The organism is Algoriphagus boritolerans DSM 17298 = JCM 18970 (genome assembly GCF_900108085.1).
Classification (GTDB): Bacteria; Bacteroidota; Bacteroidia; order Cytophagales; family Cyclobacteriaceae; genus Algoriphagus; species Algoriphagus boritolerans.
The window spans coordinates 1-16,904 of sequence record NZ_FNVR01000022.1; the positions used below are offsets into that span (position 1 = coordinate 1).

13 protein-coding genes are annotated in these 16,904 nt (G+C 42.3%); 2 read left to right on the top strand and 11 right to left on the bottom strand.

Annotated features, from left to right (window positions below):
* The 5 genes from C4S61_RS15980 to C4S61_RS16000 all read right to left on the bottom strand — a co-directional run.
* The coding region (locus C4S61_RS15980) for a non-ribosomal peptide synthetase (RefSeq protein WP_146064424.1) at positions 1–4,641 on the bottom strand (4,641 nt) is incomplete at its 3' end.
* 288 nt (positions 4,642–4,929) lie between these two features.
* Entirely contained in the window at positions 4,930–5,679 is a 750-nt protein-coding gene (locus tag C4S61_RS15985) for a LytR/AlgR family response regulator transcription factor (protein ID WP_103925811.1), read from the bottom strand.
* Positions 5,680–6,092: 413 nt separating this feature from the next.
* Complete coding sequence (locus C4S61_RS15990) at positions 6,093–6,827, bottom strand: LytR/AlgR family response regulator transcription factor (RefSeq protein ID WP_103925812.1); 735 nt, start codon at positions 6,825–6,827, stop codon at positions 6,093–6,095.
* Between the two features lie 159 nt (positions 6,828–6,986).
* Entirely contained in the window at positions 6,987–9,203 is a 2,217-nt protein-coding gene (locus C4S61_RS15995; RefSeq protein ID WP_103925813.1) for a histidine kinase dimerization/phosphoacceptor domain -containing protein, read from the bottom strand.
* A gap of 337 nt (positions 9,204–9,540) precedes the next feature.
* Positions 9,541–11,010: a glycine--tRNA ligase gene (locus tag C4S61_RS16000; protein WP_103925864.1), complete on the bottom strand. Its 1,470-nt coding sequence runs from the start codon at positions 11,008–11,010 to the stop codon at positions 9,541–9,543.
* A gap of 224 nt (positions 11,011–11,234) precedes the next feature.
* Between C4S61_RS16000 and C4S61_RS16005 the strand changes: the two genes are divergently transcribed.
* Both C4S61_RS16005 and C4S61_RS16010 read left to right on the top strand, forming a co-directional pair.
* Positions 11,235–11,882: an outer membrane beta-barrel protein gene (locus tag C4S61_RS16005; protein ID WP_103925814.1), complete on the top strand. Its 648-nt coding sequence runs from the start codon at positions 11,235–11,237 to the stop codon at positions 11,880–11,882.
* The gene (locus C4S61_RS16010) at positions 11,879–12,517 is read left to right on the top strand and encodes an outer membrane beta-barrel protein (RefSeq protein ID WP_103925815.1); all 639 of its coding nucleotides are present in this window, start codon (positions 11,879–11,881) and stop codon (positions 12,515–12,517) included. The genes C4S61_RS16005 and C4S61_RS16010 overlap by 4 nt, the downstream gene beginning before the upstream one ends.
* A gap of 168 nt (positions 12,518–12,685) precedes the next feature.
* On the opposite strand, the gene C4S61_RS16015 is transcribed toward C4S61_RS16010, so the two are convergent.
* From C4S61_RS16015 to C4S61_RS16040, 6 genes are all read right to left on the bottom strand, one after another.
* Positions 12,686–13,123 (bottom strand): outer membrane insertion C- signal, encoded by a 438-nt coding sequence (locus tag C4S61_RS16015; protein ID WP_103925816.1) that lies wholly within the window; start codon positions 13,121–13,123, stop codon positions 12,686–12,688.
* Positions 13,124–13,179: 56 nt separating this feature from the next.
* Entirely contained in the window at positions 13,180–14,226 is a 1,047-nt protein-coding gene (locus C4S61_RS16020; protein WP_103925817.1) for a Gfo/Idh/MocA family oxidoreductase, read from the bottom strand.
* An 11-nt stretch (positions 14,227–14,237) separates the two neighbouring features.
* Positions 14,238–14,864 carry a response regulator transcription factor gene (locus C4S61_RS16025; RefSeq protein ID WP_103925818.1) on the bottom strand — a complete coding sequence of 209 codons (627 nt, stop codon included), beginning with the start codon at positions 14,862–14,864 and terminating at the stop codon, positions 14,238–14,240.
* 72 nt (positions 14,865–14,936) lie between these two features.
* Entirely contained in the window at positions 14,937–15,692 is a 756-nt protein-coding gene (locus tag C4S61_RS16030) for a sensor histidine kinase (RefSeq protein ID WP_103925819.1), read from the bottom strand.
* Positions 15,685–16,434 (bottom strand): hypothetical protein, encoded by a 750-nt coding sequence (locus C4S61_RS16035; protein ID WP_103925820.1) that lies wholly within the window; start codon positions 16,432–16,434, stop codon positions 15,685–15,687. Before C4S61_RS16035 ends, C4S61_RS16030 begins: the two co-directional genes overlap by 8 nt.
* A gap of 14 nt (positions 16,435–16,448) precedes the next feature.
* Entirely contained in the window at positions 16,449–16,838 is a 390-nt protein-coding gene (locus tag C4S61_RS16040) for a molecular chaperone DnaK (protein ID WP_103925821.1), read from the bottom strand.
* Positions 16,839–16,904: the final 66 nt, after the last annotated feature.

Consider the following 16,904-nt stretch of genomic DNA (forward strand, 5'->3'; position numbering starts at 1 on the left):
AAATTCAGCTCCCGAGACGATGGTTTCTCCGGGATCAGGCAGAGCCTTGCGGTCCACTTTTCCATTTGGGGTGAGTGGAAATTCCTGCATCCGCATGTAGCGAGCGGGAATCATGTATGCCGGAAGAGTACGGGATAGAAAATTGCGCAAATCCACAACAGAGTGCTCCACATCAGACACGTAGTAGGCAGAGAGAAAGTCTGCACCGTCGGATGACTGACGAACCGTCACGGCTACATCGATGATACCCGGATATTCAAGGAGGTTATCCTCAATCTCTCCGAGTTCGATACGGAATCCTCGGATTTTGACCTGCTGATCGATTCTACCCAGGAATTCGATTTCTCCGGAGGGGAGCCAACGTGCCAGGTCTCCGGATCGGTACATTTTCGTTCCGGGGTGGAATGGGTTCGGTACAAACTTCTCTTCCGTCAGATCGGGACGGTTCAGATAGCCTCGGGCCAGTCCCAGTCCTGCAATATGGAGCTCTCCCCGAAGACCGATCGGAACTTGGTTTCCGTGTGGGTCAAGAATATGCACTTGGGTATTGGGCAGCGGTTTACCTATCGTGACCTGATCAAGGTCAGGACTTACCTCAGAGACCAGCACTTCGATGGTTGCTTCAGTGGGGCCATAGGCGTTGAAAAGCTTTTTGTGCTTAGCCCAGGAGGCGGCTGTCTCTTTTTTCAAAGCCTCACCGCCGCTGACTACCACTTCCAGATCCGGAAAATCCGACGGATTCAACACCGCAAGAACAGACGGTGGTGCGGTAAAGTGGGTGACTTGATACTTCCTAAGCGTATCGGTCAAGTTTTGGCCGAGCATCAGGTTTTCAGGCTTGACCATCACCAAGGAAGCTCCAGCGCAAAGGGAAAGAAGAATTTCCCACAGCGAGGTATCAAAACTGATCGAGGCAAACTGGAGAACCCTAGAAGAAGAAGTGATCGAAAACCGTTCTCGCTGCGCCAAAATCAGATTGACCAGCCCGCCATGCTCCAGAAGAACTCCCTTTGGCCTGCCCGTAGATCCCGAAGTGTAGATGATGTAGGCAAGGTCAGAACTGCTGTTGGATATGTTTGGGTTTTGAATAGGTTGCTTTATAAGCTCATCCTGAATATGTTCCCAAAAAACCTGATCCCCTGAATAGTTCCTTAATTTTTCTTCAATTTGTTTCTTACAAGGAAGGTGCGTTAGGAGATAATGACTTGAAGAATCCTCCAACATGAATTTCAATCGATCCGAAGGGTATTCGGGATCAAGGGGTAAATAAGCGGCTCCAGCTTTCCAAATTGCCAAGATGGAAATAATCAGCTCCGAAGATCGCTGCATGAAAACTCCAACAATGCTTTCTTTCTTAATCCCTGATGAAATCAGGTAGTGGGCAAGCTGGTTAGCTTGGTGATTGAGTTGGGAAAAGTTGAGTTCCAGGTTCTCAAAATGCAAGGCAGTTTGATGAGGAAACTCGAGGACTTTTGATTCAAAAAAATGAAGGGTATTTTCGTTTTTGGGAATTTCCTGAGAATCGTTGTTCCAAATTGATAGTGTTTTTTCCTCCACTCCTAAAATCAAAGGAATCGTGGAAACAGTTTTTTGCGGAACATTCACTACTATCCGCAAGACATTCAAAAAGCGATCAGCGAGAAGTTTGATCTGTTCAAGGCTAAAGAATCTGCACTTATACTCAAACTCAAAACCAATAGTTTCCTCATTTTCAAATCCACTCAAGGTTAGGTCAAACATGGGAGTTGTCTCCTTTTTTACACGGAGAAGATTGATTGATTGACCCCCGATTGCCTGATATTCGTAACCCGCCTGAAGGAGTGTAAACATGACCTGAACAGAATTCACATCAAACTCCTTTGCTCTGAGGTCAGAGATCAGTTCGTCATAGGGATAGGCGTCATTTTCAAAAGCAGAGAGTAAAAGTTGCTTGGTGTTTTCCAGAAAAGAACTGAACGGTAAGTCAGGATTTATTTGATTTCGGACGGCCAATGTATTGACAAACATACCGATCATATCCTCAGTCTCAGGTAGATTTCTGCCTGCTGATGTCGTTGCGACTACCACATCTTCAGACTGGACGTATTTCGAAATCAATAATGTGAATGCAGCGTAGAGGTAAATGAAAGGAGTGGTCCCTGTTTCTTTGCAATACTTTTTAACCTCAGCAAACAGCTCTTCCTCAAGATTGAAAAAATAAGTTTCTCCTTCAGAGTCTGGGATAGTCAGAGCTTGAAAATCAACTGGAAACTCGAAAGAGGGTATTCCTTGCGAATACATTGACTTCCAAAATCCAGACTGTTCTATTCGAGCCAATTTTTGATTTTCAGACTGTTGCCAGTGGGAATAATCAACGAATGAAAATGTATCAGCATGAAGCTCTTTTCCCAAATAAGCATCGGATAGAGCTTGAAAAAACGGCACATAGGACATTCCGTCCATGATGATGTGGTGGGTATCGATCAATAAAAATTGCTGACGCTCCGTCTGCCAAATCTCCATTCGAATCAAAGGGGGTCGACTCAGATCAAAAGGCTTTGATCCCCAGTTTTTGAGAGATTCCTCAATTTCATTCTCCAAAACAGTGTGCACAGGAATTTCGACAATCACCCGATCGAGAACCCGTTGCCGCAGAACTTCCCCGTCCATCAGAAACGAAATCCTGAAGGCATCATAGTTGTTAACTACTTCTTGAAAAGCCTTGGTAAGTAGTTGGTGATCAAGTAAACCCTCTACTTCGTAAACTGCCGGCAAATTATACAGCACTGAGTCGGAGCCCTGCTGAAGGGAATGAAGGTAGACCCGCTTCTGGGCTGAAGCCAGCGGATAGGAGTCCAAAACGGGCGCCTTTGTGATTTTTACAGTCTCTGATTTTCCCTTGGAGCTGATCAAGGCAGCTAATCCGCTTGCTGTAGGATTAGTGAAAATATCCTTTACCGAGATAAAAGTCCCAGTTTCCTGCGAAAGCCTTCCTGCTAGCTGGGCGGATTTCAAGGAATCTCCACCAAGGGCTAAGAAGCTATCTTTGGTACTGATCGATTCTGATACTAGACTTAATAGCTGTGCATAGAGTCGTATAATCCTTATTTCTAGTTCGGTTGATGGAGCCACAAATTCAGCCCCTGTCGTAATTGTTTCTCCTGGTTCGGGTAGGGCTTTTCGGTCAATTTTGCCGGAAGGGCTCAGGGGGAGTTTTTCCATGGCCACAAAGCGGGCAGGAATCATAAAGTCGGGCAGGGTCTGGCCAAGGAATCTTCTGAGTTCATCCACGGTCTTCTCTGTTTCAGAGACGTAATAGGCACAGAGATATTTTTCATCCTGGTGATCCTGACGGACGGTGACGGCAGCTTCGGTGATGGCACTCTCAGAAAGGAGCGCACTTTCGATCTCTCCGAGTTCGATGCGGAATCCGCGGATTTTGACCTGTTGGTCGATTCTGCCCAGGTACTCGATCTCTCCTGTGGGAAGCCATCGGGCGAGGTCCCCGGATCGGTACATTTTCGTTCCGGGGTGGAATGGGTTCGGTACAAACTTCTCTTCCGTCAGATCGGGACGGTTCAGATAGCCTCTTGCTAAGCCGGCACCTCCGATGTAAAGCTCTCCGGAAATTCCGATGGGAAGTTGGTTTCCTTCCGGATCCAATATGAGGCATTGGTAGTTTGGCAGAGGAACCCCGATGGTGATCCCGTCTGTTTTAGGATCCACCCTACACATGGTTGCACAGACAGTAATCTCAGTAGGGCCGTAGGCATTGATGAGTGTTTTAGCAGAAGCCCACTTTTGTGCCGTAGTCAGCGGGAGTGCCTCTCCTCCACTCAATACGGTGTCCAAGGAAGGTAGTTGATCAGGATTGAGTTGGTTGAGCGCTGTTGGCGAAAGCAGCGTGATGTTGACTTGGTGGCGATTGATGGTGTCAGTCAGCGCTGTGCCCGGCATGAGGTTTTCCTTGCTTGCCATGACCAGAGCAGATCCTGAGGTTAGCGCCAGAATAAGTTCAAGGACAGAAGCGTCAAAGCTGATGGAAGCAAACTGTAAAACTCTTTCTCCGGGCTTTAGAGCTATAAATTGATGCAGTGCATGAGCTAGATTGACGGCATTTCTATGCTCGATCATCACGCCTTTTGGCTTTCCTGTTGATCCGGAAGTGTAGATAATATAGGAAAGATCGGAATCTTCGATCTGGAGTGCTAAGTCTTGAGTTGGGTAGTTGACTAATTCTTTTTGGAGACTTTCCCAGACCAAAACTTTCCCACTGAATTTTTGAAAAAGTTGTTCAGAAGCAGTTTGGGTTGCACTATGTGAAAGAACGCAGCTGATGCCAGAGTCTTCCAACATGTACTGCAGCCTGTCCTGTGGATAATCCGGGTCAAGGGGTAAATAAGCACCACCAGCCTTCCATATTGCCAAGATGCTTATGATCAATTCCGGAGACCGTCGCATACAAATTCCAACTATACTTTCTTGACCAATACCCAGAGATCTCAGGTATAAGGCCCATTGATTTGCTTGGCCATTTAATTCGGAGTAGGTCAATTCTTGCCCCTCAAAAATTAGGGCGATATTAGAAGGAGTTTCAAGAGTTTGATTTTCGAATAGCTCATGAATCCCCATGTTTTGTTGATTAGTTAAGTTGAAAAGCATCGTATAAATGTTTTAATCTAGGGCTTATGATTTTGATGTGTTAGTTTGGGAGCGTTTTGGATCACAGAGAAATACGTTACCGAGACTGAGATTTAGACTGGGGTTTTCCGTAGTGAAAAACCGGGAGAAGCGGGTAAAAAAAAATGGTTGAGGAAGGGTCTTTGTAGCTTTCATAGTCAGATGGAAATCATACCTCTGAATTTACATTCATTACTTGCGCGCATTTTGAACTTGGGAAGAAGCTACATTTCTTGTCGAAGAAGTGTGAAAAAATGTCAATCCAGCAGACTATAAAATCTTGATCTGGCGTAGTAGCCAACTGTATTGAGGTCTACCAATTGGGATTTCTTTTCCCGCGATTTGGATGGACTCGGATTGGATACATTCAATTTTTTCCAAATTGATCATAAAGGATTTATGTACTCTGGCAAATCGTTTGTTATCCAGCTTTCCTTGCAGCTCCTTCATAGAGGCTCGGATGATATATTTTTTTTCTGTGGTAAAAACCTGAGTATAATTAGCGTCAGCTTCTAAATAGATAATATCCTCTAACTTGAGTTTTATTAATTGGCTGTTAGAACGGATAAACAGGTTCTCTTTAAAAATCAAACCATGGGAAGATTTGGGCTCCTTTGGCTCAATCAAGCTTTGGCAAGAGGATGGGATGGATGACCTATCCTCCGTCGTCTTCAACTGTTCCTTTTTGTCACCGGAATATCTGATGTTTCCATTATTCGATGCTTGCCTGTTTTTGAAATCTTTTGGTTCTTTAAGTAATGGGTTTTTTTCAAAAATAGGGTCAATTCTATTTGTATCGGACTTGATAGAGTTGACTTGGATATCCAAAACGGCAAGGGTAGCTGTGCTATCGTTAATAATTGTTAGTGCATCTTTTTTGGTTAAATCAAACCTTTTCACCGTACATCCAGCAGCGTTAAAAAGATCGCTAAGCAAGTCGAGTTGATTTTCTTCATTGGTTAGGATTATAATTTTAGGTGGCTCCATAGTTTTTCCTTCCAGGAAAATAGTTTTTTGCATGTGTCAGGTTAAAGAATAGGTACCGGGAATTTAGTTTTGGAATACAGGTGGTTGGTAAGAACCGTTGCTGAAAGTAAATTGGATTTGGTTGATTTCAGGTTTGTGACTGTCCATAGCATTTCGGTGGGGTAACTTGGACTTTCCCGTGATTTTCAAATCCAGGAATTGGGATTTCTAACGATTGAGGTAATGCATCAAAATAAAATAATCAGGCATGTGTCCGGAATGGAGAAATCGAGCAAAAAATGGTGGTAAAGTGCTTCTTTGAGGCGGGATTGAGATTTTCATGATTCAATGGATTTAATTTTTTCTTTAAGCCATTGAAACTATTTACAAATTTACCCTACATCTAGGTAATTGGGAGTAACTCCCATAGATTGTGAAAGAACAGACAAAAAATGTCAATTTGCACTTTATAACATTTTGATTTGCTGCAGAAGCCAGCTGTATTGATTTCGACTTATAGGAATCTCCTTCCCTGAGATGTAAACCGATTCGGCTTGAATACTGTCGATTTCTCCCAGGTTGATCAAAAAAGATTTATGAATCCGTACAAAACGATTTGGATCCAATTTTCCTTCCAGATCCTTGAGTGTAGACCGGACCACAAATTTTTTGTCTCTGGTATAAACTTGGGTATAATTTGCATCGGCCTCCAAGTAGATAATATCTTGGAGTTTGAGCTTTACGAGCATCCCATTGGTCCGGATAAATAGGCTATCGCTAAGTACAAAATCCTGTGCGGGATCTTCTTCTTTTTTTCTGTTTTGCGCTTTGCCAAAGTTTGCCATTGCCAGTTCAATCCCTGCTAAAATTTCCTTTTCATTAAATGGCTTGACCAAATACCCGTAGGGATTTACTTCTTTGGCTCTGTTGATCGTTTGGATGTCCGCATGGGAGGTCAACATAAGGAAAGGCAAATGATAATTCTCGTTGATCTCAGCAGCCAGTTCAATTCCGTCCTTTCCGCCTTTGATCTGAATGTCCAACAGGGCGAGATCGGGGGATTTTTCTTCGATTAAAGCCAAGGCTTCTCGACTACTGATAGCAATGCCACAAACCTCATAGCCTAATTCTTCAAGTGTTTCTCTCAGGTCTTCTGCGATGACCAGTTCATCTTCTACAATTAAAATTTTCAGTTTATTCAATTCTGTTGGGTTATAAATGGGTCGCTTTTAGGTAAACTTGTGTTCGGTAATTTCTTTTTCGAACTTAACTGAGGGGTGACAATTTCAACTTCCAAGACTTGGTTTAAAGTCCACTCTACAATGAATTATAGTCAAAACAGGAGTTGGGGGAATTGTCTATCATGCTGCCAAATTCTGCTCGCTGAAGTCGATCTCAAAAGTGGCTCCGGGTTGATTCATAATTCGAAGCTGCCCATTGATCTGCCTAGTGAGGGTTCTGACCAGTTTCAGTCCTAGGGATTTGGTCGTATCGATGTCGAGATTTCCATCCAGGCCTTTACCGGTATCAGTGATCAAAAGTTTAAAATAACCTGATTCCAGTCGAGTAAAACTAATTTTAATCTCTCCGTATTCCCGATCTTCAAAGGCATATTTTAGCGAATTTGATAGCAATTCATTGGTAATTAATCCCAAAGGAATAGCCGTATCCATATCCATATTGATGTCGGCTGCATCGATGGTTATTTTGATGTCTTTATCAGATCGATAGGTCTGTGTCAGGAATTCACTCAACTGCTGAAGGTATTCCTGCATGTTGATCTTGGAGAGGTTTTCGTATTGATAGAGCTTTTCGTGGATGAGGGCCATGGTCTTCACCCTGCTTTGACTTTCCTTCATTGCATCTTTCATTTTATCGTCTTTCAGGCTACGGGTTTGCATACTCAGCAGGCTTGAAATAATCTGAAGGTTATTTTTAACTCGGTGGTGAATTTCCTTCAACAATAATTCCCGTTCGGCATTTTGTTTGGCAATTTCCCTGTTTTTGGTTTCCAGTTCCCCGTTGTATTTTTTTCGTAGGGTAGATTGTCTGTAGAGTAATCCAGCAACTGCCAATAAAATCACCAGTCCACCAATACTTAGGTAGAGCTGCGCTTGTTGCTTTTGAGTTTGCAGCTCTTGAAGCTCCTTTTCCTGTTCTAGCGCGGCAATGGCTTGGTCTTTTTTCTCTGTTTGGTATTGAGTTTCCAGTTCCGCCAACTGTTTGTTTTTGGTTTCATTGAAGACCGAATCTTTGTAGGCCTGATAGAGGGTAAGGTTTTCGAAGGCCTTCCTGTAATCTCCGATGCGTTGATAGGTTTCTGCCAGTCCCTGATAGGACTCCTGAAGGTCTGCCGCGATATTGAGTTTTTTCCTGAGGTCAAGGGATTTTTCTAGAAAATCCAGTGCAGCTTTGGAATCGCCGAGCTTATTGTAAGCAAATCCAATGTTGAATAAGTACCCCGCGTAATCCTGCGAGTTTTGATCACTAAAATTGTCCAAAGCTTTTTTAAAATATGAAATAGCCGGGCCGTAATTTTCTTTCTGAAACTCCACATTGCCCAACATTCCATAAGTAACCCCCACCTCTTCGGTAAACCCGTATGGCTCAAAAAAAGCGAGGCATTTTTGTGCATAGTACACAGCCGAGTCCAAGTTTCCAGAACCGAAATGATAGCGAACAAAAGCTGAATTCAGATTGGCGATATCAAGCAAGTTTTGGCTTTCTTTCAATTTGGCTTTGGCGGTCATCAGGGCTTTATATTCTTTTTGGTCATCGCCCATAAAGCCGTAGGTGCCCGAAAGTTGGTAGTAAATCTTACCGATAAGGATCTCGTTTTTGTTATGCTCAGCAATTCTAAGTGCTTTTAGTAAGGCTTGAAGGCCTTCATTTTGTCGATTTAGTCCATCCAGCGCTAAGTGTATATTGGTGTAAAATCCAACCCATCGGGTGTCAAGCGAATCTAGGTAGGTGGCCAATAATGAATCCGCTTTTGCAAAAAACTCCAAAGATTTCTGGTATTCGGATCTTTTGACATAAGCAAACCCTATATTTTCATTGACACTAGCTAAGGATTCATTATCCTTTTGAATTTCAAAAATGGGTAAAGCCTCCTGATAGTTTAAAATAGCGGAATCAAAAAACCCGCCCTTTTCATGCATTACGCCGATATTCATTGCCATTCCTGCTGTTTGATTGAGCATTTCGGCTTTTGAATAGATAATCTTGGCTCTCTTGAAAGCCTCCTTGGCAGCAGTGATATCTCCTCTGTAATACTCCAAGGTGCCCAGACCAATTTCCAAATTACCCAAAACCTCAGGATATGGAATCTCCTTGGACCTTTGTAAGGATCCCTTGAAGAAATCAACTACCTCTGGGGTCAGCTCTGCAGAACCTTTGTCGATAATAGCATCAACTGTCTCTTTTGCCTCCTTAGACTTTTGGGATTTGACTTGAGACCAAAAGGTTTCTTCATAATAGCCCAAGGAATCTTCAGTCCATGATCTATCTTGTGAAAAAACATCTGTAAACTCTAAAAGCCCTATCATGAGGAGGACATATTTTCCCTTAAGTTTCATAACCTATGGTTTTTCAAAAAATAACATTAAGCTAACTAATATAGGTATTCTATTACATGTTTGTTTGAAATTGAATTTAAAATTAGAACTTTCTAACACATTTGGTAGAACTTTTCCAGTATATCACAAAGTTCTATTTAAAATTAATCTCGCTACTTAATAATAGGTTTTAAACTGGTTTATCTATTCATAACTTTATAACTGTTCTCTTTGTGAAAAGTATCCTTAACTTGATAGTCTGGTAATGCTTCCGGCATTGGGACTAAGGGTCTTTGAGATTTAATCCATCAATAAGTCGCTAGAAATTAATCTGATGGATGTTTAAATCGAAGATCGGTTATCCCAATTTCTCAAATATCCTTCTAAAGCTAGTCGCCTCTGCAATTCTTCCGTGAAGTTCGGCGATCGCTACACGCTCTTGCTCAGTGGTATCACGGTGACGGATGGTGACGGTATTGTCTTCCAAAGTCTGATGATCAACCGCAATACAGAATGGCGTCCCGATCAAATCTTGACGTGCATAGCGCTTACCAATCGAAGCTGCATCTTCATAGATGACGTTGAAGTCATATTTCAGCAATTCCATGATTTCCTTGCCTTTTTCAGGAAGACCGTCCTTTTTCACGATAGGAAAAATGGCGGCTTTCACCGGTGCGATCGCCGGATGGAACTTCAGATAGGTTCTGCTTTTTTCTTCCGAACGCTCTTCAGTAAAGGCATTGCAAAGTGTCAACAGGAACAGTCGATCCGCACCGATAGAAGTCTCAATCACATACGGAATGTAATTCTGATTGATCTCCGGGTCAAAGTATTGCTGCTTTTTGCGGGAAAATTCCTGATGGCTTTTCAGGTCAAAATCGGTACGGGAGTGGATTCCTTCCACTTCTTTGAATCCAAACGGAAACTCAAATTCGATATCCATTGCGGCATTGGCATAATGAGCCAATTTTTCGTGGTCGTGTTTTTTGAGCTTTTCTGCGGGGGTACCCAAAGCCAAATGCCATTTCATACGCGTTTCAGCCCAATAGGTATACCAGTCCATTTCGGTACCGGGACGGATGAAAAACTGCATTTCCATCTGCTCAAATTCCCGCATTCTGAAAATGAACTGACGGGCAACGATCTCGTTTCTGAAGGCTTTTCCGATCTGTGCGATACCGAAAGGAACCTTCATTCGGGCCGTTTTCTGCACATTCAGGAAATTGACAAAAATCCCCTGAGCAGTCTCCGGACGCAAATAAATGGTGGAGGAATCCTCGGCCACCGAACCCACCTGAGTGGAAAACATCAGATTGAACTGACGTACATCCGTCCAGTTGGAGGTGCCGCTGATCGGACATTTGATGCCTTCGTTAGTGATCAGGTCACGCACCCCATCGAGGTCTTCGGCTTCAAGTAATCTTGCTAAAGCAGCAGTAAGTGACTTCCCTTTTTCTTCCTGACCTTCTTTTTCGAGTTTGGCGGCATGCTCTTCGACGAGGACATCAGCACGGTAGCGCTTCTTGCTGTCTTTGTTGTCGATCATCGGATCGTTGAAAGAATCCACATGTCCCGATGCTTTCCAAGTGGTTGGATGCATAAAAATGGAAGCGTCAATCCCGACGATATTATCTTGCACGCGAGTCATGGTTTCCCACCAAAGTCGCTTCAGGTTGTTTTTCAATTCTACTCCGTAAGCCCCGTAATCATAGACCGCCTGCAGGCCGTCATAGATTTCCGAACTTGGGTACACAAAACCATACTCTTTGGCATGGGAAATAATATCTTTCAATTGAGCGTTTTCGCCCGGAGTTTCTGTATTTGCCATAGGCCGCAAAAATAAGGAAACAAATTGATTTGAAAGGTTATCTTCAGTTTTCAAAGGTCTTTAAAGCAGGATTTTTTGCCTTCTTATCTCAGTTTCAGGATCGATTTAGGTTTTAGAGAAAGAGAATTCGGCCTGTAAATTTTATTCAGAAAATTGTTAAAATTTTAAACTAATAAGTACAACCTCCGTTGGTGCAGATATTATTTAACTAAATTCCACACTACATGCACCAAAGACTTCTTTTCATTTTACCACTTTTGCTGCTTTCTTTTGGCAGCTTTGCCCAATTCGAGAAAGGAAATAAGCTGCTTGGAGGAACGCTAAATTACTCCTCTTCAACTTTTAATCCAGGATTGCCGGGCCAAATTAGTAAAACAAACAGTTTGAATATCAGTCCAATTTTGGGAGTATTTGTGTCTGATCGGACACTGGTCGGTTTGGTTTTCGATGCTTTATCTTACAATAGTGAAAACTCCTACAATGGGCAAGAATCTAGTTACGAATCCAATCGATTCGGTTTTGGGCCTTTTGTTCGACGATATTTTCCTGTCAGAGAATGGGTAGCTTTCTACGGTCAAGCCGATCTGGGTTACAGCGCAGGGAAAACCAAACAAACCTATTCTAATTCTCCTAACCAAAATTATGAACGGAGTCTCAACGTTTTTCATATCGGCACATCTTTAGGCTTGGCATTTTTTCCGACTAATTGGATGAGCATCGATTTGTCCATGAATCCGCTTTCATTTTCCCATACAGTGGATAAAAATGAAGTTGGTTCAAGTTTCGCTGACCAGAGAATTAATTCCTTTAATTTTAATCTAAGCACCGATGCATTTTTTATTGGGGCGCACTTTTTCTTGAATAAGAAATGAAGAGAATTACATTAGTTATTTTGGTTTTAAGCCTTTGGTCAATGGAGACCAATGCGCAGATGCAAAAAGGTTTCTGGATGCTGGAAGGAAGTGCGGGATTGGAAAGAAGCAGGATGACAAATCTTGCTGACGATGAAAAGTTTGATCCTACTACAGGTTACTCATTCCATCCAAAAGTAGGCTATTTTGTTGCCAACAACTATGCATTGGGAGTGTCAGGATTATTTGGAAATTCTTGGTTTAGAAACAAAGACTACGATCAGAACTTGCCTAATGAATTCAAAAAGAGCAATGAATTCACTTATGGAGGAGGTCTCTTTCTCCGGAAGTATATGCCAATAAATGAGGATCTATCGTTTTTTGCTGAAGCTGGATCGGAGATTTTCTGGGTTAAACCAAGAGTTGTTTACAATGAGCCAACGGGAGTGGAGTCGGGTCTATCTCGAAGAACCCTATCGGCACAAGCGGTTCTAGGATTGCAGTATTTGATCAGTCCTAAACTTGGAGTTCACATGCAAACCAATTTGATTCATTATGAAAAAACAAAGTTTTTACAAGAAGGAAACAGCTCTCAATCCGAATTCAAGGCTGGGTTTATGATTCAACCCCGTTTTGGAATCACCCTTTTTCTCTGACATGATAAAGCCTCCGAAATTGTCTTTCAGGAGGCTTTCTTCATAAAACGACTTCTAGTTAGTTGGATATCTGCTTTTGCTCTAGAAATGGAGCTAATTCGAGAAAATAAGAGCAAAGTTATATTTCAGCTTTTTCGGCCTATCACCTCCTGTCTTCCCTTCTATTTTTTACCTAAAGGTGTATTTAAATCCAATACCGCCACGCAGGTAGCTGCCGTATTCATCATAAAAGACCGGTGCAGCTTCGATCAAAAATCCAAAATTCTTATTGTCCAGGGGTTTGATCAATACTCCAAATGGAACGACCAAATAGGTTCCGTTATAGTACCTGTCCCGTCTGCTGTAATAATGATCAAAAAGACCGAGACCTACTCCCACATAAGCATTGACATCAGATTTTCTGACAAAATTGTATGCCCCCACCAGCTCCAAACCGATTGCCCTACCCAGTCCTAAGCGGGCTTCGCCGAAAAACTCCTTGTCAGGATCGGTTCCTATTGTGATGAATGTTCGGGTATTTTGAAAGTTGATACCGGCACTCACTTGAGCTTGTGAAATGGAAATAATTCCAAGAAAGAAGATTGAGAAAAAGAACAGCTTTTTCATAGGGTTTACATTACGTTGGTTAGGCCTTGCCTAAGACAAAGCCTAGGCCAAATAAATCACCAGTTGCTTTCGTTACTGGTGATTTTCCTTCCTTCCCCGGCACTTTTAAATGCCGCCTCAATGATTTTCAGTACAGAAATAGTCTGAGGCAAAGTCACTTGCAGTTCTGCCTCTTTACGTATTGCATCGGCGACATTTTGATAAAAAATCCGGTAATCGCCATTCAAAGTTGGGTAAGGAATCGTTTCATTTTCGAGATAAAGCTTTCCCCAGCGTTCTTCCGGATCTACTCCCCAATCCTTTCCTTCGGGAATTCTTCCATCTTTGAAAGCTTGTTCCTGCACATCGAGATAGAACTTTTGATAGCTCCCTTTTTGCCCCAAAAGTAAAAATTTCGGCGTCGGAGCATTTACCAGCACTCCGGCTGTCACCCGAGCTTTGAAGGAGGGATAGAAGAGTGAAATATCAAAATAATCGTCTGCAATGGCGTTTTTTCGTTGTTTCTGGATGTCTGAGAAAATGGAATCCGGCTTGCCAAAGAGCAGGACAACCTGGTCAATCAAATGCGAACCCAAGTCATAGGTTATGCCATTTCCGGGTACATCTTTTTCGCGCCAGTTTTCTGAAACGGTCGGACGAAACCGGTCAAAATGTGATTCCAGATAAACTAAGTCTCCAAGCGTCTGGTCTGCAACCAATTTTTGCAGAGTGCGAAAATCTCCATCGTAGCGACGGTTATGAAAGATGCTGCAGACCAGCTTTTTTTGAGCTGCAATTTCCTCCAATTCGGCTGCTTCATGGGAATAAATCGTAACCGGCTTATCTATAACGACATGCTTTCCGGCCAGCAAACACTGCTTTGCCATCGGAAAGTGAAATTCATTGGGCGTGGTGATGCAGATTAGGTCTGCAAAATCCCCTTCCAATAAGGCCTCGAGACTTCGAAAAGTCCGCACATTGGGGAATTTTTCCTCACATCGATTGCCGTTTCGCTCCACCACTGCCACAAAATCCAGGTCGGGACAGACCGATATCAGCGGGGTATGCATTTTTTCGGCAACGGAACCATAGCCTACCAGGGCAGTTCGAATGGGCGTATTCATAAGATAGGAGGTTAAAGGTGCATCTCGTTGACCTTTTTGATCAGTTCGACGCGGGAAGTGACTTGCAGTTTTTGATGGATATTTTTCCGGTGAGTCTCTATGGTCTGGACACTCAGGCTGAGGTTATCGGCGATTTCACGGTTGAGCATCCCGTCACTGATCATTCTCAGGATTTGGGTTTCACGTTTGGAAAGCCGGTATTTTTCCCGGAATGCATCAAAAAAAGGAGATAAATCAGCTTGCTGGATTACCCGTTGGAAGTCGATAAGATACCGGCCTTCATGGACCTCATTGATGGTGAAGATCAGTTCGTCCGGGTCAGCATCTTTAAGGATGAAAGCCTCTGCACCCAGTTTGATGCATTCCTTGAATATTTTCTCATCGTCATACATGGACAGGACGATGACTTTTAGTTGTGGATGATGTTTCTTGCAATGCCTTAAGACTCCAAACCCGTCGATTATTGGCATATTAAGATCGGTCAAAACAATATCCACGTTTGTTTCGTCAAGAAATTCCAATAATTCTTTCCCATTGGGGAAGAGCCCCTTTACCAAAAAACCATCATGTTCTTCGATGAGTCCTTCCAGTCCTTTTGCAAATAATTTATGGTCATCGGCAAGTGCGATTTGGATCATTTTATTAAGAAAATAGCGTAGTCAGTTGAGAGCGAGTGATTACTAAGGATTTTGGAATTTAAGTCTCTTAATTCAAAATGGCAACTCCAAAGTGATATGAGTTCCGTTTCCGACTTTGGATGTCAGAGAAAAGTGGCCTCCGATGGTTTCCATTCTTTTTTTTAAGTTAATCATCCCGCTTCCCTGGGATTGCTGACTGGTATCAAAGCCGGCACCATCGTCTACTATTTCGATTTTACGCAAGGATCGATTTTTGGCGATATGGATGGAAATCCGATTAGGATGCGCATGTTTTATGGCATTGTTGAGACATTCCTGTATCACCCGGATGAGGACCAGCTTTTGATTCTTACTCAATTCCAGAAAAGAATGGTCCGATTCAAAGGTGGTTTGACAAAACCCGGTGGACTGAATTTTTTCCAGCTGTTGGGAGATGAATTCATCCAAGGTGATGGATTCTACCCAATCCAAATTTAAAGTCTTGGATAAGGCCCTCACTTCTTTGATGATCTGCACGATGTATTCCTTGCCCTCTGCCTGTTTTTCAGGTTTGGAAGAATGTAGACTTATCTTGGCAAGAGATAGAAGCTGTCCTATGTTGTCATGAAGTTCACGCCCGATATGGGAGAGTGTTTCCTGCTGGATTTCATTTTCCACATGGAGGAGCATCTTCTCATTTTCGGCTTTCAGGTGATCAAGTTTCTGTCGATTCTGTACTTGCCGCTGTCGATGTAGTACCACCATCGAAACGATGAATGTGGACATCATTATGATAAGAAAAGCACCTCCAAAAAAAATCAAAGCGATTTGGCTTTCTTGCTCACTCATAAGACAGTTCTTTTGCTTTGAAAAAACGGGTATTTAGTAAAATTGTGAATAAGAACGAACATAAGACCAATATCCATGTGATTTTGGAAATCAGGTATAATGAGGACATGAGATTCATGCTGACACTGATGATATAATTAAAGGAAATTTCGAGTAAAAATTTAAGACTTTTATTAAACAAAATCACAGTTACCTGCCAAAACGAAAAGGCTTTCAAGGGATTGATTTCTAAATACCCGGGATGAGAGATCAATTCCATGAAGTAAAGTCCACAAGCAATAATCACCGCAGAATATCCTACAAAAATCGAGTAGGTCTGTTGCTCGAATAGTGATTCAATCCCCAGCGCCTGAAATATTACATAGGAAAAAATAAAGAAAAGTGACAATCCCTTGATTATGTTCTTTTTGAGGGGACTGAATAAGTAATGATAGATCAGCGCTAAAAAAAGGAGCGAGGTAATGTGATACCCAAAGAAATTATATACCCAGAGGTTGTAATTGTTTTCTTGAGGGTAATTAAAAATCCCGTAAAGCCATTTGTTAATTTCTATAAATTGTACAGTAGCCGCTGCCAAATATTCATAGAATACAGAGAGCAGGATCAAACTAAAGGAGAGGTAATATTCGGGCTTTTTCCTTTTGTTTTTTTCTAAAAAAAAGAATAGGATCACAGCCAGAATAAAAATCCCTGATAAAATGTAGAAGTACCAATTGTTGACTCTAGACCAAAAATCAAGCATTTCTCTTGGTCAAATCAAAATTGACAGGTAGGAGGACATTTCACTCCATCGTTATCATACTCCACATCTTCCTGATTTATTGATTCGACATCAACAGGCTTCCCGTTTTTGAGGTTGGCGGCCTTGAGCACAAGTGTGATACTCCCGCTGTACTCATCCGGATCCTTTGGATGCCACTGATTGGCCAGTGATTCGGTATATTCGGTAAGGTAAAATTTAATTCCGCCTGTTTTTCCATCTTGATCCGCTTGATCCAGGATGTTTTGAAGCGTTTCCCGATCAAAGAATACCCATTCTGTTTGTTTGGTGACATTGCCTTTTGGGTTTTTGCCGGGTTGTCCTTGTCCTACTTCCTCTTTGTACTTCTTCTGCATTTCGTCGAAATCTTTTTTGCTTATTTTCATTTTTGGTTGGTGAGATGAGTGTTGACTGAAAAATAAATTTGATTGTCAAAAGATACTAGATTTTGA